The organism is Kitasatospora arboriphila (assembly GCF_039528095.1).
GTDB classification, from domain to species: domain Bacteria; phylum Actinomycetota; class Actinomycetes; order Streptomycetales; family Streptomycetaceae; genus Kitasatospora; species Kitasatospora arboriphila.
The window spans coordinates 209218-233679 of record NZ_BAAALD010000002.1; the positions used below are offsets into that span (position 1 = coordinate 209218).

General features: G+C 72.5%; 22 protein-coding genes and 1 tRNA gene (1 of these 23 only partly in view). 20 read left to right on the forward strand and 3 right to left on the reverse strand.

Translation table 11 applies throughout. The features are described 5' to 3' along the window. Positions 1-22, forward strand: a tRNA-Val gene (locus ABD353_RS02130); it begins 150 nt to the left of the window's first position. 122 nt (positions 23-144) lie between these two features. Here the strand turns inward: ABD353_RS02130 and ABD353_RS02135 are convergent. Then, positions 145-918, reverse strand: coding sequence for a 3'-5' exonuclease (locus tag ABD353_RS02135; protein ID WP_344621688.1), 774 nt, complete (start codon positions 916-918; stop codon positions 145-147). 291 nt (positions 919-1209) lie between these two features. Between ABD353_RS02135 and thrS the strand changes: the two genes are divergently transcribed. Further along, entirely contained in the window at positions 1210-3189 is a 1980-nt protein-coding gene (thrS, locus tag ABD353_RS02140; protein ID WP_344621689.1) for a threonine--tRNA ligase, read from the forward strand. Between the two features lie 74 nt (positions 3190-3263). After that, complete coding sequence (locus ABD353_RS02145) at positions 3264-3824, forward strand: HIT family protein (protein ID WP_344621690.1); 561 nt, start codon at positions 3264-3266, stop codon at positions 3822-3824. A gap of 78 nt (positions 3825-3902) precedes the next feature. On the opposite strand, the gene ABD353_RS02150 is transcribed toward ABD353_RS02145, so the two are convergent. Further along, a complete protein-coding gene (locus ABD353_RS02150) occupies positions 3903-5543 on the reverse strand; it encodes a hypothetical protein (RefSeq protein ID WP_344621691.1) in 1641 nt (546 codons plus the stop codon). Between the two features lie 204 nt (positions 5544-5747). Here ABD353_RS02150 and ABD353_RS02155 point away from each other — a divergent pair, with 204 nt between their 5' ends. Continuing rightward, on the forward strand, positions 5748-6173 hold the full coding sequence (locus ABD353_RS02155) for a thiol-disulfide oxidoreductase DCC family protein (protein WP_344621692.1): 426 nt from the start codon (positions 5748-5750) through the stop codon (positions 6171-6173). A 103-nt stretch (positions 6174-6276) separates the two neighbouring features. Here ABD353_RS02155 and ABD353_RS02160 read toward each other — a convergent pair whose 3' ends face one another. Beyond that, positions 6277-8319 carry an elongation factor G gene (locus ABD353_RS02160; protein WP_344621693.1) on the reverse strand — a complete coding sequence of 681 codons (2043 nt, stop codon included), beginning with the start codon at positions 8317-8319 and terminating at the stop codon, positions 6277-6279. 260 nt (positions 8320-8579) lie between these two features. On the opposite strand from ABD353_RS02160, the gene pgsA reads away from it, so the two are divergent. The 16 genes from pgsA to ABD353_RS02240 all read left to right on the forward strand — a co-directional run bounded on the left by pgsA (position 8580) and on the right by ABD353_RS02240 (position 24412). Next, complete coding sequence (gene pgsA / locus ABD353_RS02165; protein WP_344621694.1) at positions 8580-9239, forward strand: phosphatidylinositol phosphate synthase; 660 nt, start codon at positions 8580-8582, stop codon at positions 9237-9239. After that, positions 9236-10162, forward strand: a complete 927-nt coding sequence (locus ABD353_RS02170) for a phosphatidylinositol mannoside acyltransferase (RefSeq protein ID WP_344621695.1) — start codon at positions 9236-9238, stop codon at positions 10160-10162. Before pgsA ends, ABD353_RS02170 begins: the two co-directional genes overlap by 4 nt. Next, a complete protein-coding gene (locus ABD353_RS02175; protein WP_344621696.1) occupies positions 10159-11349 on the forward strand; it encodes a glycosyltransferase family 4 protein in 1191 nt (396 codons plus the stop codon). The genes ABD353_RS02170 and ABD353_RS02175 overlap by 4 nt, the downstream gene beginning before the upstream one ends. Before the next feature lie 107 nt (positions 11350-11456). Then, positions 11457-11801 (forward strand): 5-carboxymethyl-2-hydroxymuconate Delta-isomerase, encoded by a 345-nt coding sequence (locus ABD353_RS02180; RefSeq protein ID WP_344621697.1) that lies wholly within the window; start codon positions 11457-11459, stop codon positions 11799-11801. Positions 11802-11812: 11 nt separating this feature from the next. Further along, positions 11813-12358 carry a membrane protein gene (locus ABD353_RS02185; protein ID WP_030268533.1) on the forward strand — a complete coding sequence of 182 codons (546 nt, stop codon included), beginning with the start codon at positions 11813-11815 and terminating at the stop codon, positions 12356-12358. 117 nt (positions 12359-12475) lie between these two features. Beyond that, entirely contained in the window at positions 12476-13387 is a 912-nt protein-coding gene (gene pdxS / locus ABD353_RS02190; protein WP_263102457.1) for a pyridoxal 5'-phosphate synthase lyase subunit PdxS, read from the forward strand. An 88-nt stretch (positions 13388-13475) separates the two neighbouring features. After that, complete coding sequence (gene pdxT / locus ABD353_RS02195) at positions 13476-14093, forward strand: pyridoxal 5'-phosphate synthase glutaminase subunit PdxT (protein ID WP_344621698.1); 618 nt, start codon at positions 13476-13478, stop codon at positions 14091-14093. Between the two features lie 99 nt (positions 14094-14192). Then, complete coding sequence (locus ABD353_RS02200) at positions 14193-14948, forward strand: YebC/PmpR family DNA-binding transcriptional regulator (RefSeq protein ID WP_344621699.1); 756 nt, start codon at positions 14193-14195, stop codon at positions 14946-14948. Between the two features lie 149 nt (positions 14949-15097). Continuing rightward, entirely contained in the window at positions 15098-15667 is a 570-nt protein-coding gene (gene ruvC, locus ABD353_RS02205) for a crossover junction endodeoxyribonuclease RuvC (RefSeq protein WP_344621700.1), read from the forward strand. Continuing rightward, complete coding sequence (gene ruvA, locus ABD353_RS02210) at positions 15664-16275, forward strand: Holliday junction branch migration protein RuvA (RefSeq protein WP_344621701.1); 612 nt, start codon at positions 15664-15666, stop codon at positions 16273-16275. The genes ruvC and ruvA overlap by 4 nt, the downstream gene beginning before the upstream one ends. A gap of 89 nt (positions 16276-16364) precedes the next feature. Beyond that, positions 16365-17453 carry a Holliday junction branch migration DNA helicase RuvB gene (gene ruvB / locus ABD353_RS02215; protein ID WP_344621712.1) on the forward strand — a complete coding sequence of 363 codons (1089 nt, stop codon included), beginning with the start codon at positions 16365-16367 and terminating at the stop codon, positions 17451-17453. Between the two features lie 175 nt (positions 17454-17628). Next, the gene (gene yajC, locus ABD353_RS02220) at positions 17629-18006 is read left to right on the forward strand and encodes a preprotein translocase subunit YajC (protein WP_344621702.1); all 378 of its coding nucleotides are present in this window, start codon (positions 17629-17631) and stop codon (positions 18004-18006) included. 144 nt (positions 18007-18150) lie between these two features. Next, on the forward strand, positions 18151-19956 hold the full coding sequence (secD, locus tag ABD353_RS02225; protein ID WP_425555055.1) for a protein translocase subunit SecD: 1806 nt from the start codon (positions 18151-18153) through the stop codon (positions 19954-19956). 4 nt (positions 19957-19960) lie between these two features. Further along, the gene (gene secF, locus ABD353_RS02230; protein WP_344621703.1) at positions 19961-21067 is read left to right on the forward strand and encodes a protein translocase subunit SecF; all 1107 of its coding nucleotides are present in this window, start codon (positions 19961-19963) and stop codon (positions 21065-21067) included. 177 nt (positions 21068-21244) lie between these two features. Next, on the forward strand, positions 21245-21796 hold the full coding sequence (locus tag ABD353_RS02235) for an adenine phosphoribosyltransferase (protein ID WP_263102449.1): 552 nt from the start codon (positions 21245-21247) through the stop codon (positions 21794-21796). Positions 21797-22000: 204 nt separating this feature from the next. Beyond that, the gene (locus ABD353_RS02240) at positions 22001-24412 is read left to right on the forward strand and encodes a RelA/SpoT family protein (protein ID WP_344621704.1); all 2412 of its coding nucleotides are present in this window, start codon (positions 22001-22003) and stop codon (positions 24410-24412) included. The last annotated feature ends 50 nt before the right edge of the window (positions 24413-24462 follow it).

The following is a 24462-nucleotide window of genomic DNA, read 5'->3' on the forward strand; positions in this document are numbered from 1 at the left end:
CGATCGATCCCAGTATCGCCCACCGAGCAGCAGGCCCCGGCCGCCAAGTGCGGCCGGGGCCTCTGTCGTTGTCGGCACCTGTCGGCGCCCGTCGGTACCTGTCGGCATCCCCCGTCGCCTCCGGCTCCGGGGCCGGCCCGCGGTTCAGGCCGCGGCCTCGCAGCGGTGCTCGGTGGTGAGCGGCCGGCCGCAGCCGCAACGGGCCGGACGCAGCGGCCAGGCGGTGTCCACCCGCTCCGCGGTGCCCTCCCGGTCGAACCAGTCCTGCAGCCCGCGTGCCTGCGCCGCGTGCCAGACCGCCTGCCGGACGTGGAGTTCGGGGACCGGCAGCGCACCGAGCCGCTCCGGGTGCCGGACACCGAGGGCCCGCACCAGGTCGAGGGCGGCGGTGGCGTCCGCCGCGGCCTCGTGGGCACCGGTCAGCCGCACCCCGTAGTGGGCGCACAGATCGGTGAGCGTACGGCGGCCCTTGCGGTAGCGGTCGACGTGCTTGTCCAGCACCCGCGGGTCCAGCACCAGGAGTTCGGTGCCGCCGAGCGCCTCGCCGAGCGAACTGCCGCGGTGCCGCCGCAGCTCGCGGTCGAGCAGGGTGAGGTCGTACGGGGCGTTCATGACCACCAGCGGGACGCCGGCGAGGGACAGCTCGGCGAGCGCGCGGGCCACCTCGGAGACCACCGCGCGCGGCGGGCGGCCGTGGGCGCGGGCGTGCTCGTCGCTGATGCCGTGCACCGCGCGGGCACCCTCGGGGATCGGAACTCCGGGGTCGGCCAGCCAGGTTGTGGTGGCCGGGGCGCTGCCGGGGGCGGACTGCAGGACGAGTGCGGCGGAGACGATCCGGTCGTGCTCGACGTCCACGCCGGTGGTCTCGGTGTCGAAGGAGGCGATCGGCCCCTCGTGCCAGGGTCGGGACTTCTGCATGACTGCCCCTCAAGTGCCGCCGGGCTGTTGCCCGGCGCGCCCCCGAGGACCAGGGGCGCACCGTGCTCTGTCCTGGTGATACCGCACTTGACGGCCGCTCAACCGCACGTCGCGGCCGCTCCTCGCCCCGGGGTCCCGGGACGGGTGCGGTGCGGGGTGCGGGAGGGGCCGGGCGGGCCGGTGGGGCGGCCGCGGCGCGGGGGAGAGCGCGGTGCGCACCGGAGCTGCCGCTCTCGGTACCATCGACGTGCGCAGCAGAGTGCTGCGGACCACAGATGTCAGGAGAGACCGGTGACCGACGTCCGGATCATCATCAACCGCGAACCCGATCGGGAAGAGCGCGTGGTGACCACGGGCACCACGGCCGCCGAGCTCTTCGCCGACGACCGCTCGATCATCGCCGCCCGCGTCGGCGGCCAGCTGAAGGACCTCGCCTACGCCGTCCAGGACGGCGACGAGGTCGAGCCGGTCGAGATCTCCAGCAAGGACGGCCTCGACATCCTGCGGCACTCCACCGCGCACGTCATGGCGCAGGCCGTGCAGCAGCTCTTCCCCGAGGCCAAGCTCGGCATCGGCCCGCCGGTCAAGGACGGCTTCTACTACGACTTCGACGTCGAGAAGCCCTTCCACCCCGATGACCTCAAGGCCATCGAGAAGAAGATGCAGGAGATCATCAAGCGCGGGCAGAAGTTCTCCCGCCGCGTGGTCTCCGACGACGCCGCCCGCGACGAGCTGTCCGCCGAGCCCTACAAGCTGGAGCTGATCGGCCTCAAGGGCTCCGCCGCGACCGCCGGCGAGGGCGCCGACGTCGAGGTCGGCGCCGGCGAGCTGACCATCTACGACAACCTGGACGCCAAGTCCGGCGAGCAGTGCTGGGGCGACCTCTGCCGCGGCCCGCACCTGCCGAGCACCCGGCACATCCCGGCCTTCAAGCTGATGCGCAACGCGGCCGCCTACTGGCGCGGCAGCGAGAAGAACCCGATGCTGCAGCGCATCTACGGCACCGCCTGGCCGAGCAAGGACGAGCTGAAGGCGCACCTCGACTTCCTGGTGGAGGCCGAGAAGCGCGACCACCGCAAGCTCGGCAACGAGCTCGACCTCTTCTCGATCCCGGAGCAGATCGGCTCCGGCCTCGCCGTCTTCCACCCCAAGGGCGGCATCATCCGCCGGGCCATGGAGGACTACTCGCGCCGCCGGCACGAGGAGGAGGGCTACGAGTTCGTCTACACCCCGCACGCCACCAAGGGGAAGCTGTTCGAGACCAGCGGCCACCTGGACTGGTACGCCGACGGCATGTACCCCCCCATGCAGCTCGACGAGGGCGTGGACTACTACCTCAAGCCCATGAACTGCCCGATGCACAACCTGATCTTCGACGCGCGCGGCCGGTCCTACCGAGAACTGCCGCTGCGCCTGTTCGAGTTCGGCACGGTGTACCGGTACGAGAAGTCCGGTGTGGTGCACGGCCTGACCCGCGCCCGCGGCTTCACCCAGGACGACGCGCACATCTACTGCACCCGCGAGCAGATGGCGGAGGAGCTCGACTCCACCCTCACCTTCGTGCTCAACCTGCTGCGCGACTACGGCCTGACCGACTTCTACCTGGAGCTGTCCACCAAGGACCCGGAGAAGTACGTCGGCTCGGACGAGACCTGGGAGGAGGCCACCGCCGTCCTCGCCAGCGTGGCCGAGAAGCAGGGCCTGCCGCTCGTCCCGGACCCGGGCGGCGCGGCCTTCTACGGCCCGAAGATCTCCGTCCAGGCCAAGGACGCCATCGGCCGCACCTGGCAGATGTCGACCATCCAGCTCGACTTCAACCTGCCGGAGCGCTTCGACCTGGAGTACACCGCGGCGGACGGCTCGCGCCAGCGCCCGGTGATGATCCACCGTGCGCTGTTCGGCTCGATCGAGCGCTTCTTCGCGGTGCTGCTGGAGCACTACGCCGGCGCCATGCCGCCGTGGCTGGCCCCCGTCACCGTGACCGGCATCCCGATCACCGACGAGCACGTGCCGTACCTGCTGGACGTCGCGGCCGAGCTCAAGAAGCACGGCATCCGGGTCGAGGTCGACACCTCGGACGACCGCATGCAGAAGAAGATCCGCAACGCCCAGAAGCAGAAGGTCCCCTTCATGCTGATCGCGGGCAACGACGACGTCGAGGCGGGCGCGGTGTCCTTCCGCTACCGCGACGGCGAGCAGAAGAACGGCGTGCCGGTCGCCGACGCGGTGGCCGAGATCGTGGACGCGGTGCAGCGCCGCATCCAGGTCTGACCTCGGACGCACGAGGCCGGGGTGGGTCCGCACGGACCCGCCCCGGCCTGTTCGTCCCGCCTGTCGGGACGCATATGCTGATCGGCATGACGAGTGAGCCCGAACTGCAGCGGGGCGTGGGGGAGCCGGACGGCTTCCGCCGCCTGTGGACCCCCCATCGGATGGCCTACATCCAGGGTGAGAACAAGCCCACCGGCCCGTCCCCGGACGACGGCTGCCCGTTCTGCAGCATCCCGAGGCTCACCGACGAGGAGGGCCTGGTCGTGGCCCGCGGCTCGTCCGTGTTCGCGGTGCTCAACCTCTACCCGTACAACGGCGGCCACCTGATGGTCGTCCCGTACCGGCACGTCGCGGACTACACCGAGCTGGACGAGGCCGAGACCGCCGAGCTCGCCCTGCTCACCAAGCACGCGATGACGGCGCTGCGCACCGCCTCGGGCGCGCACGGCTTCAACATCGGCATGAACCAGGGCGCCGCCGCCGGCGCCGGCATCGCCGCCCACCTCCACCAGCACGTGGTGCCGCGGTGGGGCGGGGACACCAACTTCATGCCGGTGGTCGGCCACACCAAGGTGTTGCCGCAGCTGCTCGCGGACACCCGCAAGATGCTGGCCGACGCCTGGCCGCAGGGCTGAGCCCACCGCACGGACGCCGCAGGGCCGGTACCGCGAGGACTCCCTCGGGTACCGGCCCTGCGTGCGTGTCCGGGCGGCTCAGCCGGCGTCGTAGGCGTCGGCCTTGAACGGGCGGACGGCCTGGTTCTCCGAGCGGCTGATGTTGGCGCGGTTGGTGAACCGCTCGACGTCCACGTCGTGGTCGGCGAGGAACTCGATGGTGGTGGTCTGCACCATGTTGAAGATCGGCTGGGCGCTGTAGAGCACCGAGTCGCTCTTCGCCCGGCTGTCCCAGGTCTTGTCCGTCCACGCCTGGCGGAGGCAGAACGGCTCCGGCAGGGTCAGCGAGCCGCCCAGCCAGTTCAGCAGCCCGGGGATCTTGTGGAACGGCGCCCGGACGGCCTGCCGGACGACCTCGTCGTCGTCGATCAGCGGGAGGACGATCGTCTTCTCCTCCCAGAACTTGCCGGTCTTCGGGACGCTCTTCTCCTTGGGCTTGGGCTTGGCCGTGAACAGCCCGTTGAGCGGCCCGAGGGCGTGCCCGTACACGGAGACCCGGAGGTTGCGGCCCAGCACGGTGACCTTGACGGTGACGGTGGCGACCACCTGGCCGTTGTGCAGCACCAGCTGCGCGGCCACGTTGGTGTCGGTGTCGGTGCCGATGGTCTGCCGGTTGGCGATCTGCTGGATGCCGAAGTCGCGCATCCGGTAGCCGTCCATCTCCGGGGTGGACGGGCGGCCGATCTCGTCCGCGCCCTCCGGGATGTCCTGCACCACCCAGTGGGCGACCGAGACGTGCGGCATGTCGCCGCCCGGCACCTCGCTGGCCGCGACCGAGCCGAGCCGCTCGGCGATCTTGCGGGCGAGGTCCCAGCGGTGGAAGGTCCGGAAGTCCGCGTGCCCCGCGGCCGGCCGGAGGTCCTCGTTCATCTCCACCGCGACCCAGCGCATGCCGGCGCCCAGCAGGCCCTTGCGGCCCGCGTAGTGGTGGATGTTGGTCTCCTGCTCGGAGGTCAGCCGCTCCAGGCTGGCGCGCAGGTCGGTGGCCTTGCGGTCGAGGTCGTCGCGCGGCACCGCCTGCGGCACCGTCGCGGCCACCGCGCCGCCCTCCAGCAGCGACTGCCAGCGGGTGCGCAGGTCGATCGTGCTGCGCAGGCAGATCCGCCGGGCGACGAACCAGCCGACCACCGGGGCCAGCATCATCAGCCGGAAGTACAGCGACCAGGGGCCGTCCACCGGCGGGCGGATCGCGAACAGCAGGGCCAGGCCGCAGGCGGCGAGCAGCGCCAGCGTGCCGTAGAAGCCCTCCCGGGCCGGATGCGTCTTCTTCAGCTGGGCGCGCACCTGGAAGGCGGCCAGCCAGACCAGCGCGCCGGGCAGGAAGAGCAGCCCGCAGACCACGGTGACCAGGGCGAGCTGCCGGTCCCGGGCGTGGCGCAGGTCGTTGGCGGCCAGGCAGTGCTCGACCACCATCCGCACGTCGGTGCCGAAGGACGGCACCAGCGGGTTCCGCTTGGCGGGCAGCGTCCGGTCGATCACCGCCCGGCTGAACGCCTCGCCGGCGCTCGGCCGGAACAGCTCGAAGCGGCCGTTCTTCAGCTTGGCGCCGAGCTTCTCCTCCAACTCCCTGAAGGTGCCGTCGCGGTAGGCCGCGGAGGAGAGCGCCGAAGTGACGGCGGTCTGCGGGCCGACGTCCGTGCGGGGTACCTGCGCACCCGGGGTCATGTCGAGCTGGGTCACGGCGGCTGCCCCTCCTCCCCTGGATCCGCCCTTGTCGGCCGCAGGCTATCGCGCCTCCGGCCGGTCGCGGGCAAGATCGTCTGAACCGGCGTCAGCCGCCCGCGGCCGAGCACCGTGAGGGGATCATGCCCACTTCGCGGCCGGTTCGATCCTCCGGGGTGTCACGCCGGCCGGCGGCGGCCCGCGGTGCGGGAGGATCGGGGCATGGCCGAACTCATCGCGCACGATCCCGTGCTGGTCTTCGACGGGGACTGCGCCTTCTGCACCAGCTGCGTGACCTGGGCCGAACGCTACCCGCGGGCCTCCCTCTCCTCGGGCGGCTGGCAGGCCGTGCCGTACCAGTACGCCGACCTCGCGGCCCTGGACGCCGGGGCGGGCGGGCGCGGCCTGGTCACCGAGGAGCGGGCCGGCCGGGAGGTGCTGTGGATCACCCCCGGCGGACGGGTGTACGGCGGGGCGCAGGCGGTCGCCCGGCTGCTGATGCGCTCCGGCGGCGCCTGGGCGTACGCGGGCGCTGTGCTGGCGCTTCCTCCGGTGCGGCCGATCGCCGCCGCCGTCTACCGCTGGGTCTCCCGCAACCGCCACCTGCTGCCGGCGGGGACGCCGGCCTGCGCGATGCCACGGCGCTGAGCGCTTCGGGGAGACGCCGATCAGGGGCGCGTGGGGGCACCTCCCGGCCGAAGGCTGGGGGAGGTGCCCCCACGCACCCCTGGGGGCTCTCCCGGGGGTTCCCCTACGAGGCGTGTTCGTAGCGGGCGGCGAGGGTGGGGGGCATCGGGGCGTGCCGCAGGTAGTTGCGGGAGAACTGCCCGGTGCCGTGCGAGATGGAGCGCAACTCGACGGGGTAGCGGACGAGTTCGAGCTCCGGCACCTCCGCGCGGACGAGGCTCATCCCCGGCCCGCCCGGCTCGGTGCCCAGCACGTGGCCGCGGCGCGCGGAGAGGTCGCTGAGCACCGCGCCCTGGTACTCGTCCGGCAGCAGCACCTGCACCTCGTCGACCGGTTCGAGCAGCTGGATCCGCCCGTTGGCGGCCGCCTCGCGCAGCGCCAGCGCGCCCGCGGTCTGGAAGGCCGCGTCGGAGGAGTCCACCGAGTGGGCCTTGCCGTCGGTGAGGGTGACCCGGACGTCGACCATCGGGTAGCCGGCCAGCACCCCGTGGGCGAGCTGGGCGCGGACGCCCTTCTCCACCGAGGGGATGAAGTTGCGCGGCACCGCGCCGCCGACCACCTTGTCGACGAACTCGAAGCCGCCGCCGGGCAGCGGTTCGACGGTGAGGTCGCAGATCGCGTACTGGCCGTGTCCGCCGGACTGCTTGACGTGCCGGCCGTGCCCGGTGGAGCTGGCGGCGAAGGTCTCGCGCAGCGCGACCTTGTAGTCGACGGTGTCCACGTGCACGCCGTAGCGGCTGCGCAGCCGGTCCAGGACGACCGCCTGGTGGGCCTCGCCGGTGCACCAGAGCACCAGTTGGTGGGTGTCCGGGTTCTGCTCGACGCGCAGCGCCGGGTCCTGGGCGGTGAGCCGGCCGAGGGTCTGGGCGAGCTTGTCCTCGTCGGCCTTGCTGTGCGCCTGCACGGCGGCCGGCAGCAGCGCCTCGGGCTGCGGCCACGGCTCCAGGGCCTCGGTGCCCTCGGTGAGGGTGTCGCCGGTGCGGGCGGCGGTGAGCTTGGCGAGGCAGACCAGGTCGCCGGGGAGCGCGTGCGGGACGGGCCGCTGCTGCTTGCCGAACGGGCAGCTCAGGCCGGCGACCTTCTCGTCGGTGCCGCCGGGCACGTGCAGCACGGTGTCCGGGCGCAGCGTCCCGGAGAACACCCGGGCGAGGCTGAGCCGACCGACGTACGGGTCCTCGCCGGTGTGCACGATCTGGGCGGCGAGCGGGGCGTCCGGGTCGCAGGCGGGCAGGTCGTCGGCCCGGTCGAGCGGGGAGGGGAAGACCGCGGCGATCAGGTCGAGGAGTTCGGCGGCGCCGGGTGCGGTGCCGGTGGGGTCGGCGGGCGGCGCGGTGGCGAGCACCGGGTGCACGGTGCCGGCCAGGAACTCGCGGCGCAGCGCGTCGCCCAGCGAGGCGGTGTCCAGCTCCTCGCCCGCGACCCAGCGCTCCAGCAGCGCGTCGTCCTCGCCGGCGATCGCCTCGACCAGGTGGGTGCGGTCCTCGTCGACGGTGGGCAGGTCGCCGGGCTCGCCGTAGGTGCGGCCGGTGAGCAGGTCGACGGAGCCGAGCAGCCGGCCGTCCTTCAGCGCGCTGTCGTGCAGCTGCAGGACGGAGTCGGGGTGGCCCTCGCCGAAGGCGTCCTGGAGGGTGGCGAGAACCTCGTCGAGGTGGACGCGGACGGCGTTGAGGTGGGTGAGGGCGATCGCGGTGGGCAGGTTGCGCAGCCGGACCTCCCGCCACAGCGCGAGGGTGTGCGCGGAGACCGGGTCGGTGGCGGAGACCACCAGGACGGCGGCCTCGGCGGCGCGCAGCGCGGCCTGCATGTCGCCGGCGAAGTCGGCGTAGCCGGGCGCGTCCAGCAGGTTGATCTTGCAGTCCTGCCAGGCCAGCGGGAGGAGCGCGAGCTGGACGGAGCGCTGCTGCTGGTGCTCGATCTCCTCGTGGTCGGCGGCGGTGGTGCCGTCCGGGACGGTGCCGGCCCGGGTGAGCGCGCCCGCGGTGAGGGCGAGGGACTCGGCGAGGGTGGTCTTGCCGGCTCCGGTGGCGCCGATGAGGACGACGTTGCGGAGCCGGTCGGATCGTTCGACGGTGGGGGCCGCGGTGTGGGTGGCTGCTCGGTCCGCCATGGCTGCTCTCCTGCTGTTCGCGGGTGGCTGCGGCGCGCTCGCGCGGGTCACAAGCGGTGCTCACGGCCGGGGCGTCGGGTGCCTCCGTGCCGTGCGTGGTGGGCCGGTCGGGCCGGCGGGCTGCTCGGGGGCGTGGGGCGGCGAAGTCCCGCGATCAGCGTGGATACCATTGTCCAGCCGGGCGGGCCGATCCGCTCGGCCGCCCGGCGGCACAGGGGCCGCGGGCGGAGTCCGGTGAGATCGGAGCGGTCGGGAAGGCCATGCTCAACAAATACGCGCGTGCCTTCTTCACACGTGTTCTGACGCCGTTCGCCGCGATGCTGCTGCGCTGGGGCGTCAGCCCGGACGCCGTGACGCTGATCGGGACGGCCGGATCGGTGGCGGGCGCCCTGGTGTTCTTCCCCCGCGGGGAGTTCTTCTGGGGCACGATCACCATCACCCTCTTCATCTTCTCCGACCTGGTCGACGGCAACATGGCCCGCCAGGCCGGGCGCTCCTCCAAGTGGGGCGCGTTCCTCGACTCGACGCTGGACCGGGTCGCGGACGCCGCGATCTTCGGCGGTCTGGCGCTCTGGTACGCGGGCACCGGGAACAACGACCTGCTCTGCGCCGTTTCGGTGTTCTGCCTGGCCAGCGGCCAGGTGGTCTCGTACACCAAGGCACGCGGCGAGAGCCTGGGCTTCCCGGTGAACGTCAACGGCCTGGTCGAGCGGGCCGAGCGGCTGGTGATCAGCCTGGTCGCGGCCGGTGTGGCGGGCCTGTCCGCGTTCGGCCTGCCGTACGTGGAGTGGCTGCTGCCGTTCGCCCTCTGGGTGGTCGCGGCGGGCAGCCTGGTGACGGTGATGCAGCGCATCCTGACGGTGCGGCGGGAGGCCCAGGAGGCCGACCGGGAGACGGCGGGAGTCGAGGGGGCGGCGTGAAGGACCGATTGGTCTACTGGCTGTACGCGGCCGGCTGGGCGGTGGTGAAGCGGCTGCCCGAGCGGGTGGCGCGCACGCTGTTCGAGCGGATCGCCGACCGGGTGTGGCGCGGCCGCGGCAAGGGCGTGCTGCAACTGGAGGCCAATCTGCGCCGGGTGCACCCGGAGGCGGACGAGGCACGGCTGCGCGAGCTCTCCCGGGCCGGGATGCGCTCCTACATGCGGTACTGGATGGAGTCCTTCCGGCTGCCGGCCTGGAGCCTGCAGCGGATCGCCGACGCCATGTCGGTCAAGGGCCTGGAGCAGCTGAACGAGGCGATGTCCGCCGGCCGCGGCGCGGTGCTCGCGCTGCCGCACATGGGCAACTGGGACCTCGCCGGCGCCTGGATCGCCTCGGCCGGCGGGTACCCGTTCACCACCGTCGCCGAGCGGCTGAAGCCGGAGCAGCTGTTCGACCGCTTCGTGGCGTACCGCGAGGGCCTCGGCATGGAGGTGCTGCCGCTGACGGGCTCCGACGTGTCGGTGATCGGCACGCTCGCCCGGCGGCTGCGCCAGGGCAAGCTGGTCTGCCTGCTCGGCGACCGGGACCTCTCGGCGGCCGGCCTGCAGGTCGACTTCTTCGGCGAGCCGACCCGGATGCCGGCCGGGCCGGCCGCACTCGCGCTGCGCACCGGCGCGGCGCTCTTCCCGGTGACGCTCTGGTACGACGGCCCGCTGATGCGCGCCGAGATCCACCCGGAGATCCCGCCGCCCGCCGAGGGCGACCAGCGCGAGCGGACCTCCGCCATGGTGCAGGCGCTCGCCGACGTGTGGGCCGAGGGCATCCGGGAGCACGCCGAGGACTGGCACATGCTGCAGAAGCTGTGGCTGGCCGACCTCGGCACCGATCGCGCCGCGGGCGCGGGGCAGGGGGCGCAGAAGTGAGGATCGGCATCGTCTGCCCGTACGACTGGGACGTGCCCGGCGGCGTGCAGTTCCACATCCGCGACCTCGCGGAGCACCTGATCCGGCTCGGCCACGAGGTGTCGGTGCTGGCCCCGGCCGAGGACGAGTCGGCGCTGCCGCCGTACGTCGTCTCGGCCGCCCGGGCGGTCGCCGTGCCGTACAACGGCTCGGTGGCCCGGCTCAGCTTCGGCATCCTGTCCGCCGCCCGGGTGCGGCGCTGGCTGAACGACGGGCGCTTCGACATCCTGCACGTCCACGAGCCCTCCTCGCCGAGCCTGTCGATGCTGGCCGCGTGGTCGGCGTCCGGGCCGATGGTGGGCACCTTCCACACGTCCAACCCGCGGTCGCGGGCGATGATCGCCGCCTCGCCGATCCTGCAGCCGGGCCTGGAGAAGATGTCCGCCCGGATCGCGGTCAGCGAGTACGCCCGGCGCACCCTGGTCGAGCACCTCGGCGGCGACGCGGTGGTCATCCCGAACGGCGTGGACGTCCGCTTCTTCGCCGACGCCGAGCCCGACCCGCGCTGGCGGGGCGGCGTGCTCGCCGGCACCGGCGCCCCGGCGACGATCGGCTTCATCGGCCGGATCAACGAACCGCGCAAGGGCCTGCCGACGCTGCTCGCCGCGCTGCCGCGGATCCTGGAGGAGCGGCCGGGCACCCGGCTGCTGGTCGCCGGCAAGGGCGACCGCGAGGAGGCCGTCGAGGGGCTGGCCCCCGGGGTGCGGGCGCAGGTCGAGTTCCTCGGCATGGTCAGCGACGAGGAGAAGGCCAGGCTGCTGCGCAGCGTCGACCTGTACGTCGCGCCGAACACCGGCGGCGAGAGCTTCGGCATCATCCTGGTCGAGGCGATGTCGGCCGGGGCGCCGGTGCTGGCCAGCGACCTGGACGCGTTCCGGCAGGTGCTGGACGGCGGCGCGGCCGGCGAGCTGTTCCCGGTCGAGGACGCCGACGCGCTGGCCGCAGCCGCGGTGAAGCTGCTCGGCGACCCGGAGCGGCTGCGCGACCTGCGCGAGGCGGCGTCCCGGCACGTCCGGCGGTTCGACTGGGAGACGGTCGGCGCGGACATCCTGTCGGTGTACGAGACGGTCACCGACGGCATGCCGCCGGTGGCCGAGGACGAGCGGGTGGGCTGGCGCGAGCGGTTCGGCCTGGCCGCCCGCGACTGACCGCGCACCCGAAAGCCCGACCTGAAAGCCCGACCTGAAAGCCCGACCTGAAAGCCCGACCTGAAAGCCCGACCCGTAAGGCGACCGCACAGACCAGAGGGGGCCCCGTGCCGCAGATCTCCGTCGACTACTCGCCGCGCCTCGGCTTCGACCGGCGGGCCTTCGCCGCGGAGCTGCACCCGCTGGTGGCGGCCGCGATCGACACCACGGTGGAGTCGTGCAAGACCCGCTTCCGCCCGGTCGAGGACGCCTTCCTCGGCGACGGCGACCCGGAGCGGGCCATGGTGTACCTGGAGCTGAAGATCCTCTCCGGGCGCGCCCCCGCGGCCCGGACGGCGCTGAGCGAGGCCGTCCTGGACCTGCTGAAGCGGCACGTCGGCGGCGGGCGGGTGCACCTCGCCGTCAACGTGGTGGAGCTGGACCGCGACGTCTACCGGGCGGCCGCCCTGTAGCCTGACCGGCCGTGACTACCTGGATCTGGGCCGCCGTCGCGGTCGTGCTCTTCGCGATGTACCTGAGCTGGACGGCCGGCCGACTGGACCGGTTGCACGCGCGGATCGACGCGGCCCGGGCCTCGCTCGACGCCCAGCTGGTGCGCCGCGCCTCGGTGGCCCAGGAACTGGCCACCTCCTCGCTGCTCGACCCGGCGGCCTCGCTGCTGCTGTACGAGGCCTCGCACGCCGCCCGGCAGGCCGAGGACGAGCACCGGGAGGTGGCGGAGAGCGAGCTGAGCCTCGCGCTGCGCGCGGTCTTCGCCGAGCCGGAGCAGGTCGCGGCGCTGCTGGACGCGCCAGGTGGCAAGGAGGCCGTGACGGATCTCACGGCCGCGGTCCGCCGGGTGCCGATGGCGCGGCGATTCCACAACGACGCCGTCCGGGCTGCCCGCGCGGTGCGCGAGCACCGCCTCGTCCGGTACTTCCGGCTGGCCGGGCGCGCGCCCTTCCCGATGGCGTTCGAGATGGACGACGAGCCCCCGGCGGCGCTCACCCCCGAAGGCGCCCCGGCCTGAACGGCTACTGTTTGTCGTACCCGGACGGTCCGGCTGGACTGTATGGCGCATCGGTAAGGGGCGTTCCGGGCCTACGATAAGTCGATAGCACTGGTTCATCTTCGAGTGAGGTCTTACGTGTCCACCACCCCCATCACCGCAGACCAGCCGCAGATCGGCACCGCCCGGGTCAAGCGCGGCATGGCCGAGCAGCTCAAGGGCGGTGTGATCATGGACGTGGTCAACGCCGAGCAGGCGAAGATCGCCGAGGACGCCGGTGCCGTCGCGGTCATGGCCCTGGAGCGCGTGCCCGCCGACATCCGCAAGGACGGCGGCGTGGCCCGGATGTCCGACCCGAACATGATCGAGGAGATCATCTCCGCGGTCTCCATCCCCGTCATGGCCAAGTCCCGCATCGGCCACTTCGTCGAGGCCCAGGTCCTCCAGTCGCTCGGTGTCGACTACATCGACGAGTCCGAGGTCCTCACCCCGGCCGACGAGGTCAACCACTCCGACAAGTGGGCGTTCACCACCCCCTTCGTCTGCGGCGCCACCAACCTCGGCGAGGCCCTGCGCCGCATCGCCGAGGGCGCGGCCATGATCCGCTCCAAGGGCGAGGCCGGCACCGGCAACGTCGTCGAGGCCGTCCGCCACCTGCGCCAGATCAAGAACGAGATCGCCAAGCTGCGCGGCTTCGACAACAACGAGCTGTACGCCGCCGCCAAGGAGCTGCGCGCCCCGTACGAGCTCGTCAAGGAGGTCGCCGAGCTCGGCAAGCTGCCCGTCGTGCTGTTCTCCGCCGGCGGTGTCGCCACCCCGGCCGACGCCGCGCTGATGCGCCAGCTCGGCGCCGAGGGCGTCTTCGTCGGCTCCGGCATCTTCAAGTCCGGCGACCCGGCCAAGCGCGCCGCCGCCATCGTGAAGGCCACCACCTTCTTCGACGACCCGAAGATCATCGCGGACGCGTCCCGCAACCTCGGCGAGGCCATGGTCGGCATCAACTGCGACACCCTGCCCGAGAGCGAGCGCTACGCCAACCGCGGCTGGTAACCACCCGCGCCACGCCGGCCCGCCGCCCAGCACGTCCGCGCGGCGGGCCGGCGCACGTCCCCCCGCCACGACCGAAGAGGTAACCACCGTGTCCAGCAGCACCCCGACCATCGGCGTCCTGGCCCTCCAGGGCGACGTCCGCGAGCACCTCATCGCGCTGGCCGCCGCCGACGCGGTCGCCCGCCCGGTGCGCCGCGCCGAGGAGCTGGCCGAGGTGGACGCGCTGGTGATCCCCGGCGGTGAGTCCACCACCATGTCCAAGCTGGCGCTGCTGTTCGGCGTGATGGACCCGCTGCGGGCCCGGGTGGCCGACGGCATGCCGGTCTACGGCACCTGCGCCGGCATGATCATGCTGGCCGACAAGATCCTCGACGGCCGGGACGACCAGGAGACCGTCGGCGGCATCGACATGACGGTGCGCCGCAACGCCTTCGGCCGGCAGAACGAGTCCTTCGAGTCGGCGATCGACTTCCGCGGCCTGGAGGGGACGCCCGTCAACGGCGTGTTCATCCGCGCCCCGTGGGTCGAGTCGGTGGGCGCGGGCGTCGAGGTGCTGGCCGAGGTGCCGGCCGCCGACGGCCCGGACAGCCGCATCGTGGCCGTCCGGCAGGGCCACCTGCTGGCGACCTCGTTCCACCCCGAGCTCACCGGCGACCACCGCGTGCACGAGTACTTCGTGCGGATGGTCGAGGACGCCCTGCGCTGAGTCCGGCGGGCGGCGCGCTGACCGTGTGCCACCCCGCGGTGACGACACCGGTAAGATCTCCTCTGTTCATTTCCCTTTGGCGACGTAAAGGAGCTGGCGATGTCCGGCCACTCTAAGTGGGCTACCACCAAGCACAAGAAGGCCGTGATCGACGCCAAGCGCGGCAAGCTCTTCGCCAAGATGATCAAGAACATCGAGGTGGCGGCGCGCACCGGCGGTGGCGACCCGGCCGGCAACCCCACGCTGTACGACGCCATCCAGAAGGCGAAGAAGAGCTCCGTCCCGATCGACAACATCAACCGGGCCGTCAAGCGCGGCTCCGGCGCCGAGGCCGGCGGCGCGGACTACTCGACCATCATGTACGAGGGCTACGGCCCGAACGGCGTGGCCGTCCTCATCGAGTGCCTCACCGACAACCGCAACCGCGCGGCCTCCGACGTGCGCGTCGCGATGACCCGCAACGGCGGCTCGATGGCCGACCCGGGCTCGGTGTCCTACATGTTCACCCGCAAGGGCGTCGTGATCGTCCCCAAGGCCGACGGCGTGGACGAGGACAAGGTGCTCGACGTCGTCCTGGACGCGGGCGCCGAGGAGGTCAACGACCTCGGCGAGGCCTTCGAGGTGGTCTCCGAGGCCACCGACCTGGTCGCCGTCCGCACCTCGCTGGTCGACGCCGGCATCGACTACGACTCGGCCGACGCCAACTTCGTCCCCAGCGTTCAGGTCGAGCTGGACGCCGACGGCGCCCGCAAGATCTTCAAGCTGATCGACGCGCTGGAGGACAGCGACGACGTGCAGAACGTCTTCGCCAACTTCGACGTCTCCGACGAGATCATGGCCGAGCTCGACGCCTGATCACCCGTCTCCCGCCGCCCGGCAGTCCCCGCGACTGCCGGGCGGCGGCGTGTTCGGGTGCGGTGGCGCGGGCGTTGTCGGTGCCGCCCGGTACCCTGCGGAGGGCCGCGGGAGCAGGCCGGGCGGCGACACGGAAGACGGGGTGCGGAGTGCGGGTACTGGGCGTGGACCCGGGGCTGACCAGGTGCGGCGTCGGCGTGGTCGACGGCGCCCCCGGCCGGCCGCTGCGGATGGTCGGCGTCGGCGTGGTGCGCACCCCGGTCGACGCGGAGATCGGCGTGCGCCTGCTGCAGATAGAGCAGGGCCTGGAGCAGTGGCTCGACGAGCACCGGCCCGACCTGGTCGCCGTCGAGCGGGTCTTCGCCCAGCACAACGTCCGCACCGTGATGGGCACCGCCCAGGCCAGCGCCGTCGCCATGCTCTGCGCCACCCGCCGCGGCATCCCCGTCACCCTGCACACCCCGAGCGAGGTCAAGGCCGCCGTCACCGGCTCCGGCCGGGCCGACAAGGCGCAGGTCACCGCCATGGTGCAGCGCCTGCTGCGGCTGGACGCCCCGCCGAAGCCGGCCGACGCCGCCGACGCCCTCGCCCTCGCCATCTGCCACATCTGGCGGGGCGGCGCCCAGGGCCGCATCGCCGCCGCACTCGCCAAGTCCGCACCGGCGCCCGCGGCGCCCGCGACCCGGCGCCCCGCCGCACGTCAGGAGTACCGCCGATGATCGCCTTCGTCCAGGGCCCGGTGGCCCACATCGCGGCCGGCACGGCCGTCGTCGAGGTCGGCGGGGTCGGGATGGCCGTCCAGTGCACCCCGAACACCCTGGCCGGGCTGCGGATCGGCGAGAGCGCCCGGCTCGCCACCTCGCTGGTGGTGCGCGAGGACTCGCTCACCCTGTTCGGCTTCGCCGACGACGACGAGCGCGCCCTCTTCGAGGTCCTGCAGGCCGCGCCCGGGGTCGGCCCGCGGCTCGCGCAGGCGATGCTGGCCGTGCACAGCCCGGACGCGCTGCGGGCCGCGGTCGCCGGCGGCGACGAGAAGGCGCTGATCGCGGTGCCCGGCATCGGCAAGGCGAAGGCCGCCAAGCTGCTGCTGGAGTACAAGGACAAGCTCGGCGCCCCGCACGGCGCCGTGCCCGCCCAGAAGCCGGTCGCCACCGGCCCGGCCCCCTGGCACGAGCAGCTGCACGCCGCGCTGGTCGGTCTCGGTTACGCTCCCCGCGAGGCCGACGAGGCCGTCGCCGCGGTCACACCGGAGGCCGAGGCGCAGCAGGTGCCGGACATCGGCGCCCTGCTGCGGGCCGCCCTGCGGGGGCTCAACCGGGCCCGCTGACCGGTCCCGGCGGCCCCCGGACCCGCCTGACCGCCGACGCTTTGACCATCTGACGACCAGTCGTCATGTCGACTTTGGAGCTGCTCCCGATGAGCCCGTACGACACCGACCCCGCCGACCGCCCGGCGGCAGACCGGCTGGTGGGGGCGGGCGCCGACGGCGAGGACCAGGCCGTCGAGGCGGCCCTGCGCCCCAAGCTGCTGGAGGAGTTCATCGGCCAGGAGCGCGTCCGCGAGCAGCTCTCCCTGGTGCTCCAGGCCGCCCGCCAGCGCGGCACCGCCCCGGACCACGTCCTGCTCAGCGGCCCGCCCGGACTCGGCAAGACCACCCTGTCGATGATCATCGCCGCCGAGCTGGGCGCGCCGATCCGGATCACCTCCGGCCCGGCCATCCAGCACGCCGGCGACCTCGCCGCGATCCTCTCCTCGCTCACCGAGGGCGAGGTGCTCTTCCTCGACGAGATCCACCGGATGTCCCGGCCGGCCGAGGAGATGCTCTACATGGCGATGGAGGACTACCGGGTCGACGTCATCGTCGGCAAGGGCCCCGGCGCCACCGCCATCCCGCTCGAACTGCCGCCGTTCACCCTGGTCGGCGCCACCACCCGGGCCGGCCTGCTGCCGCCCCCGCTGCGCGACCGCTTCGGCTTCACCGGCCACATGGAGTTTTACGCCCCCGCCGAGCTGCAGCAGGTGGTGCACCGCTCCGCCGCCCTGCTGGACGTCGACATCGACCCGGCCGGCGCCGCCGAGATCGCCGGCCGCTCCCGCGGCACCCCGCGCATCGCCAACCGGCTGCTGCGCCGCGTCCGCGACTACGCCCAGGTCAGGCACGACGGCCGGGTCACCCGGGAGATCTCCGCCCAGGCGCTGGACGTGTACGAGGTGGACGCCCGCGGCCTGGACCGCCTCGACCGCGCGGTGCTGGACGCGCTGCTGCGGCTGTTCGGCGGCGGCCCGGTCGGCCTGTCCACCCTCGCCGTCGCCGTGGGGGAGGAGGCCGAGACGGTCGAGGAGGTCGCCGAGCCCTTCCTCGTCCGCGAGGGGCTGCTCGCCCGGACGCCGCGCGGCCGGATCGCCACCGCGGCGGCCTGGCGCCACCTCGGGATGGCCCCGCCCGTGCAGGGCGGCGGGGCGAAGACGTCCGACCAGGCCGCTTTGTTCCCGGACGGCCGCTAGTCGGCCACCGGAAAACGGGTGCATGCCAAGGGTCGCCACTTTCGGCGGCACACTGGCATGCTTGGCGTTGTCCGTACAGTGCGGGTCGCCTAGACTCCGCCGGACCGCCCCTCTCGACCGACGGGCCGACGTATACCAGGCCGCCGGCCGAGGCGGCCCGCAAAGGACCCTGGCTGTGGCTAATCTCATCATCCTCATCCTCCCGATCGTCGCGATCTTCCTGATGTTCCGCTCGCAGAAGAAGCGGCAGCAGCAGGCGGCGTCGATGCAGGCGACCCTCCAGCCGGGCGCCGGCGTGCGGACGATCGGTGGCATGTACGCCCAGGTCAAGGCGGTCAACGACGAGACCGTCGAGCTGGAGGTCGCCCCCGGCGTGGTGGTGCACTACACCAAGGGCGCCGTCGCCGCCGTGCTGGAGCCGCTCGAGTACGACGCGATCATCAACGGCCGCCCGGCGGAGGCCGACGAGGAGCCGGCCGCCGAGGCCGAGGACACCGAGAAGCCGCTGAGCCTCGCCAAGGACGCCGAGGCCGACGCCACCGAGACCAAGTAGTACGGTCGGGCCCACCCAGGCCGTGCGGCAACCGGCCGCCGGCCCAGATGACCTCAGGGCCGCCCTGCGCCGCCGTCCCCCGTCCCGCCTCACGCCGGACCGGGGCGCGGCCCGCGGCGGCATGGACAGGGAGAAACGAGCAAGGTGGCAACACCCAAGTCGCGCCAGCGCGACGGTTACCCGGGGCGGGCGCTGGCCCTGATCCTGGTGGTCACCGTCGGACTGGTCGCCCTCATGTTCGGGACGGGCACCAAGACGCCCCGTCTCGGAATCGACCTCGCCGGTGGCACCAGCGTCACCCTGACCGCCAAGTCGGACGACAAGGCCGCGATCAACAAGTCCAACATGGACATCGCGACCGGCATCATCCAGAAGCGCGTCAACGGTATGGGCGTCTCCGAGGCGGAGGTCCAGACCCAGGGTGACAGCAACATCATCGTCAACATCCCCAACGGCGGTGACAAGCAGGCGGCGATCGAGCAGATCGGCACGACTGCCAAGCTCTACTTCCGTCCCGTGGTCGCGCTCGCGCCGACCGGGGTCGACCCCTCGTCGCTGAACACCGGCTCGCCGTCCCCGTCCGGCTCCGCCAGCCCGTCCGCGAGCGCCTCCGGTGCCTCCGCGAGCCCCTCCGGCAAGGCGTCCACCGCCCCCAGCGCCAGCGCCAGCAAGGCCGGCCGCGCGGTGAGCGACGCGCTGAAGGCCGACCCGTCCACCTCCGCGAAGCCCTCGGCCACCGCGTCCGGCTCGGCCTCGGCCGCCCCGAGCGGCGGTGCCACCCCGTCCGCGCCGACCAGCATGAGCCCCGAGCAGCTGACCGCGGCGCTCACCCAGGGCACCGTGCCGGCCGACGTCCAGCAGCAGTTCGCCGCGCTGGACTGCTCCAAGCCGGAGCAGCGCAAGGACTACCAGACCGACCCGAAGAAGAACGCGGTCGGCTGCTCCTACGACAAGGAGCAGGGCGTCTGGTACAAGTTCGCGCTCGGCCCGGTCGCCGTGAACGGCGCCGACGTGTCCAAGGCCTCGGCCCTGTTCGACACCCAGCGGGCCGGCGGCTGGCAGGTCGACCTGTCGTTCAACGACAACGGCTCCAAGGCCTTCGCGAGCACCACCGGCACCCTGGCCACGCAGGCCTCCCCGGCCAACCAGTTCGCCATCGTCCTGGACGGCAAGGTGGTCTCCCACCCGTACGTCAGCCAGTCGATCACCGGCGGCTCGGCCACCATCTCCGGCAGCTTCAGCCAGGAGGACGCCAAGGGCCTGGCCAACGTGCTGAGCTACGGCGCGCTGCCGCTGACCTTCGACATGAGCGACGTCACCACCGTCTCCCCGCAGCTCGGCGGCGACCAGCTGCAGGCCGGCCTGATCGCCGGCGCCATCGGCCTGGTGCTGGTGGTCGTGTACTCGCTCGTCTACTACCGCGGCCTCGGCCTGGTCTCCATCGCCGGTCTGCTGGTCTCGGCGATCCTGACCTACGCGATCATGTGCCTGCTCGGCAGGAGCATCGGCTTCGCGCTGAACCTGCCCGCGGTCTGCGGCGCGATCGTCGCCATCGGCATCACGGCGGACTCGTTCATCGTGTACTTCGAGCGCATCCGCGACGAGGTCCGCGACGGCGCCCCGCTGCGGCCCGCCGTCCAGCGCGCCTGGCCGCGCGCCCGCCGCACCATCCTGGTCTCCGACTTCGTGTCGTTCCTGTGTGCCGCGGTGCTGTACGTCGTCTCGGTCGGCAAGGTCCAGGGCTTCGCGTTCACGCTCGGCCTGACCACGCTGCTCGACATCGTGGTGATCTTCCTGTTCACCAAGCCGATGATCACCCTGCTGGCGCGGCGGAAGTTCTTCGCGAACGGCCACCCGTGGTCCGGCCTCGACCCGAAGCGGCTCGGCGCCCGCCCGCCGATCCGCGGCAGCCGTCGCCGCCCGTCCGCCAACGCCCCCAAGGAGGCCTGACGCCATGTCCCTTCGGAACATCGGCCACCGGCTCTACCAGGGCGAGGTCAGCTTCGACTTCGTCGGCAAGCGCAAGATCTGGTACTCCATCTCGGGCGTCATCGTCCTCGTCGCGGCGATCGGCCTGGCGATGGGCCTGCACCTGGGCATCGAGTTCAAGGGCGGCTCGGTCTACACCGTCCAGAAGCAGGGCCTGACGGTCTCGCAGGCGCAGGACGCCGCCAACCACATCACCGGTGACACCACCGCGCAGGTGCAGAAGACCGGCGACGGCAAGATCCGCATCCAGGTCAGCTCCGAGGAGAAGATCAGCGGCCCCGCGTTCTCCCAGGAGCTCTCCAAGGAGATCGGCGTCCCGACCAAGGACATCGACGCCCAGGTGATCGGCCCCTCCTGGGGCAAGCAGATCTCCCAGAAGGCCCTGCTCGGCCTGGTCGTCTTCATGGTGCTGGTCACCGCCTACCTGGCCATCGCCTTCGAGTGGCGGATGGCGCTGGCGGCGCTGGTCGCCCTGATCCACGACCTCCTGATCACCATCGGCGTCTACGCCCTGGTCGGCTTCGAGGTCACCCCCGGTACCGTGATCGGCTTCCTGACGATCCTCGGCTACTCGCTCTACGACACGGTCGTCGTCTTCGACACCGTGAAGGAGAACACCCGGGGCATCACCAAGCAGAACAAGCGCACCTACAGCGAGGCCGCCAACCTGGGCCTCAACCAGACCCTGGTGCGCTCGATCAACACCACCGTGGTCGCCCTGCTGCCCGTCACCGCCCTGCTGTTCATCGGCGGCGGCATGCTCGGCGCCGGCACGCTGAACGACATCTCGCTCGCGCTGTTCATCGGTCTGGCCGCCGGCGCGTACTCGTCGATCTGCGTCGCCACCCCGCTGCTCGCGCAGCTCAAGGAGCAGACCCCGGAGATGCGCGCGCTCGCCAAGCGCGTCGCGCAGCGCCGGGCCGCGGACGCCAAGGCCGCCGAGGCCGCCGGCACCGCGGAGGGCGGCGAGAACGCGGAGGACGGCGAGGAGGTCGGCGCCGGCGTGGTCGGCCAGCGCAACCAGCCGGTCGCCCGCACCCGCGGCAAGGGCCGCCCGTCCGGCAAGCGCTGACCGGACACCGCGCCGCACGGTCCGGCCGGCCCGAGGAGACTCGGGCCGGCCGGACCTTTTCCGTCACCGGGTGTCGCTGCGGGTAAGGTCGAACCGCAGATCGGGCCCGCCGGCCACGTCCGGCCCGCTGCGCACACCAGGCCCGCAGGGCCCCCGCCGACCCCCGAAGGACCCCACGTGACCTCCCCCGACCCCGTCCTCGCCGAGCTGCTGACCAGCCGGATCCGGGACGTCCCGGACTACCCGAAGCCCGGTGTGCTGTTCAAGGACATCGCGCCGCTGCTCGCCGACGCGGAGGCCTTCGGTGCGCTCACCCGGGCGCTCGCCGGCCGCGCCGCCGAGCTCGGGGCGACCAAGGTGGTCGGCCTAGAGGCCCGCGGCTTCGTCCTGGCCGCCCCGGCGGCCTTCGCGGCCGGCCTCGGCTTCGTGCCGATCCGCAAGAAGGGCAAGCTGCCCGGCGACGTCTTCGCCCGCTCCTACGACCTCGAGTACGGCTCCGCCACGCTGGAGGTCCAGTGCGACGCCTTCGCGCCCGGGGAGAAGGTGCTGGTCGTCGACGACGTGCTCGCCACCGGCGGCACCCTCGGCGCCTCGCTGGACCTCGTCCGCGAGGCCGGCGCCGAGCTGGCCGGCGTGGTCGTGCTGATGGAGCTCGGCTTCCTGCCGGGCCGCGAGCGGCTCACCGGCCACCTCGCCGGGGCGCCGCTGGACGCCCTGGTCACCGTCTGACCCGCGCGGACCTAGGCGCGGCGGCAGGTCCGCGGGCCGGCCGCCGCGCCCTCGGGTCCCGGTTCCGCGCCGGGCGGCCGACCGACCGGGCCGCACTCTCGGTACCATGAAGATTCATCCCCTCTCGGTTGCACGACCGACGGGTGCGACCGATGGCGCGACCGCCCGAAGAGGGGGAGGCCCTTGCGCCCCCGAGGAGTGTCCTTGCCCGACGAGGTTGTGCCCACCGCGGAGGCCACCGCGCCCGAGAGCCGTCCCGCGCCCTCCGGCGCCGGCCCGGCGCGTCCCGCCCCGCCGCCCGGCCACCGGCCCTCCTCCGGCGGCGGCATGCGCGCCCGCCTCGCACGGCTCGGCGGCCAGCGCAGCAGCGCGGTCAACCCCGTCCTGGAGCCGCTGTTCCGCACCATCCGGGCGAACGACCCGAAGGCCGACCCGGTCCTGCTCAAGGAGATCGAGAAGGCCTACGCCGTCGCCGAGAAGTGGCACCGCGGCCAGAAGCGCAAGAGCGGCGACCCGTACATCACCCACCCGCTCGCGGTGGCGACCATCCTCGCCGAGCTCGGCATGGACGCCCCCACCCTGATGGCGGGCCTGCTGCACGACACCGTCGAGGACACCGACTACGGCCTGGAGACGCTCCGGCAGGACTTCGGCGACTCCGTCGCACTGCTGGTCGACGGCGTCACCAAGCTGGACCGGGTCAAGTTCGGCGAGGCCGCGCAGGCCGAGACCGTGCGCAAGATGGTCGTCGCGATGGCCAAGGACCCGCGCGTCCTGGTGATCAAGCTCGCCGACCGCCTGCACAACATGCGCACCATGCGCTACCTCAAGCGGGAGAAGCAGGAGAAGAAGGCCCGCGAGACGCTGGAGATCTACGCCCCGCTGGCGCACCGGCTGGGCATGAACACCATCAAGTGGGAGCTGGAGGACCTCGCCTTCGCGATCCTCTACCCCAAGATGTACGACGAGATCGTGCGCCTGGTGGCCGAGCGCGCGCCCAAGCGGGACGAGTACCTGGCCACCGTGATCGACCAGGTGCAGGGCGACCTGCGCGGCGCCCGGATCCAGGCCCAGGTCACCGGCCGGCCGAAGCACTACTACTCGGTCTACCAGAAGATGATCGTGCGGGGCCGCGACTTCGCCGAGATCTACGACCTGGTGGGCATCCGGGTCCTGGTCGACACCGTCCGCGACTGCTACGCGGCGCTGGGCACCATCCACGCGCGGTGGAACCCGGTGCCGGGGCGGTTCAAGGACTACATCGCGATGCCCAAGTTCAACATGTACCAGTCGCTGCACACGACGGTCATCGGGCCCGGCGGCAAGCCGGTCGAGCTGCAGATCCGCACCTTCGACATGCACCGCCGCGCCGAGTACGGCATCGCCGCGCACTGGAAGTACAAGCAGCGCGCGGTGGCCGGCGCCTCCAAGGTCCGCACCGACACCCCCGCGCACGCCCGCAAGCACGACAAGGCCGACGCCGTCAACGAGATGGCCTGGCTGCGGCAGCTGCTGGACTGGCAGAAGGAGACCGAGGACCCGAGCGAGTTCCTGGAGTCGCTGCGCTTCGACCTCTCCAGCAACGAGGTCTTCGTCTTCACCCCCAAGGGCGACGTGATAGCGCTGCCCGCCAAGGCCACCCCGGTGGACTTCGCCTTCGCCGTGCACACCGAGGTCGGCTACCGCTGCATCGGCGCCCGGGTGAACGGCCGCCTGGTGCCGCTGGAGTCCGAGCTGGAGAACGGCGACACCGTCGAGGTCTTCACCTCCAAGGCGGAGAACGCCGGCCCCTCCCGGGACTGGCTCACCTTCGTCAAGTCGCCGCGCGCCCGCAACAAGATCCGTGCCTGGTTCTCCAAGGAACGCCGTGAGGAGGCCATCGAGCACGGCAAGGAGGCCATCGCCCGGGCCATGCGCAAGCAGGGCCTGCCGATCCAGCGCATCCTCACCGGCGACTCCCTGGTCACCCTGGCGCACGAGATGCGGTACCCCGACATCTCCTCGCTCTACGCCGCGATCGGCGAGGGCCACGTCGCCGCGCAGTCCATCGTGCAGAAGCTGGTGCAGGCGCTCGGCGGCGAGGAGGGCGCGACCGAGGACCTCGCCGAGACGGCCACCCCGACGCACCAGAGCCGCTCGCTGCGGCGCCGCGCCAAGGGCGACCCGGGTGTGATCGTCAAGGGCACCGAGGACGTCTGGGTCAAGCTGGCCCGCTGCTGCACCCCGGTGCCGGGCGACCCGATCGTCGGCTTCGTGACCCGCGGCAACGGCGTCTCGATCCACCGCTCGGACTGCGTGAACGTCGAGGCGCTCTCGCAGCAGCCCGAGCGGATGATCGAGGTCGAGTGGGCGGCCACCCAGTCCTCGGTCTTCCTGGTGGCCATCCAGGTCGAGGCGCTGGACCGCTCGCGACTGCTCTCGGACGTCACCCGGGTGCTCTCCGACCAGCACGTCAACATCCTGTCGGCGGCGGTGCAGACCTCCCGGGACCGGGTGGCGATGAGCCGCTTCACCTTCGAGATGGGCGACCCCAAGCACCTCGGCCACGTCCTGAAGGCCGTCCGCGGCGTCGAGGGCGTCTACGACGTGTACCGGGTGACTTCGGCGAAGAAGTAGCCAGTACTTGAGGGGCGCGTGGGGGCACCTCCCGGCCGAAGGCTGGGAGG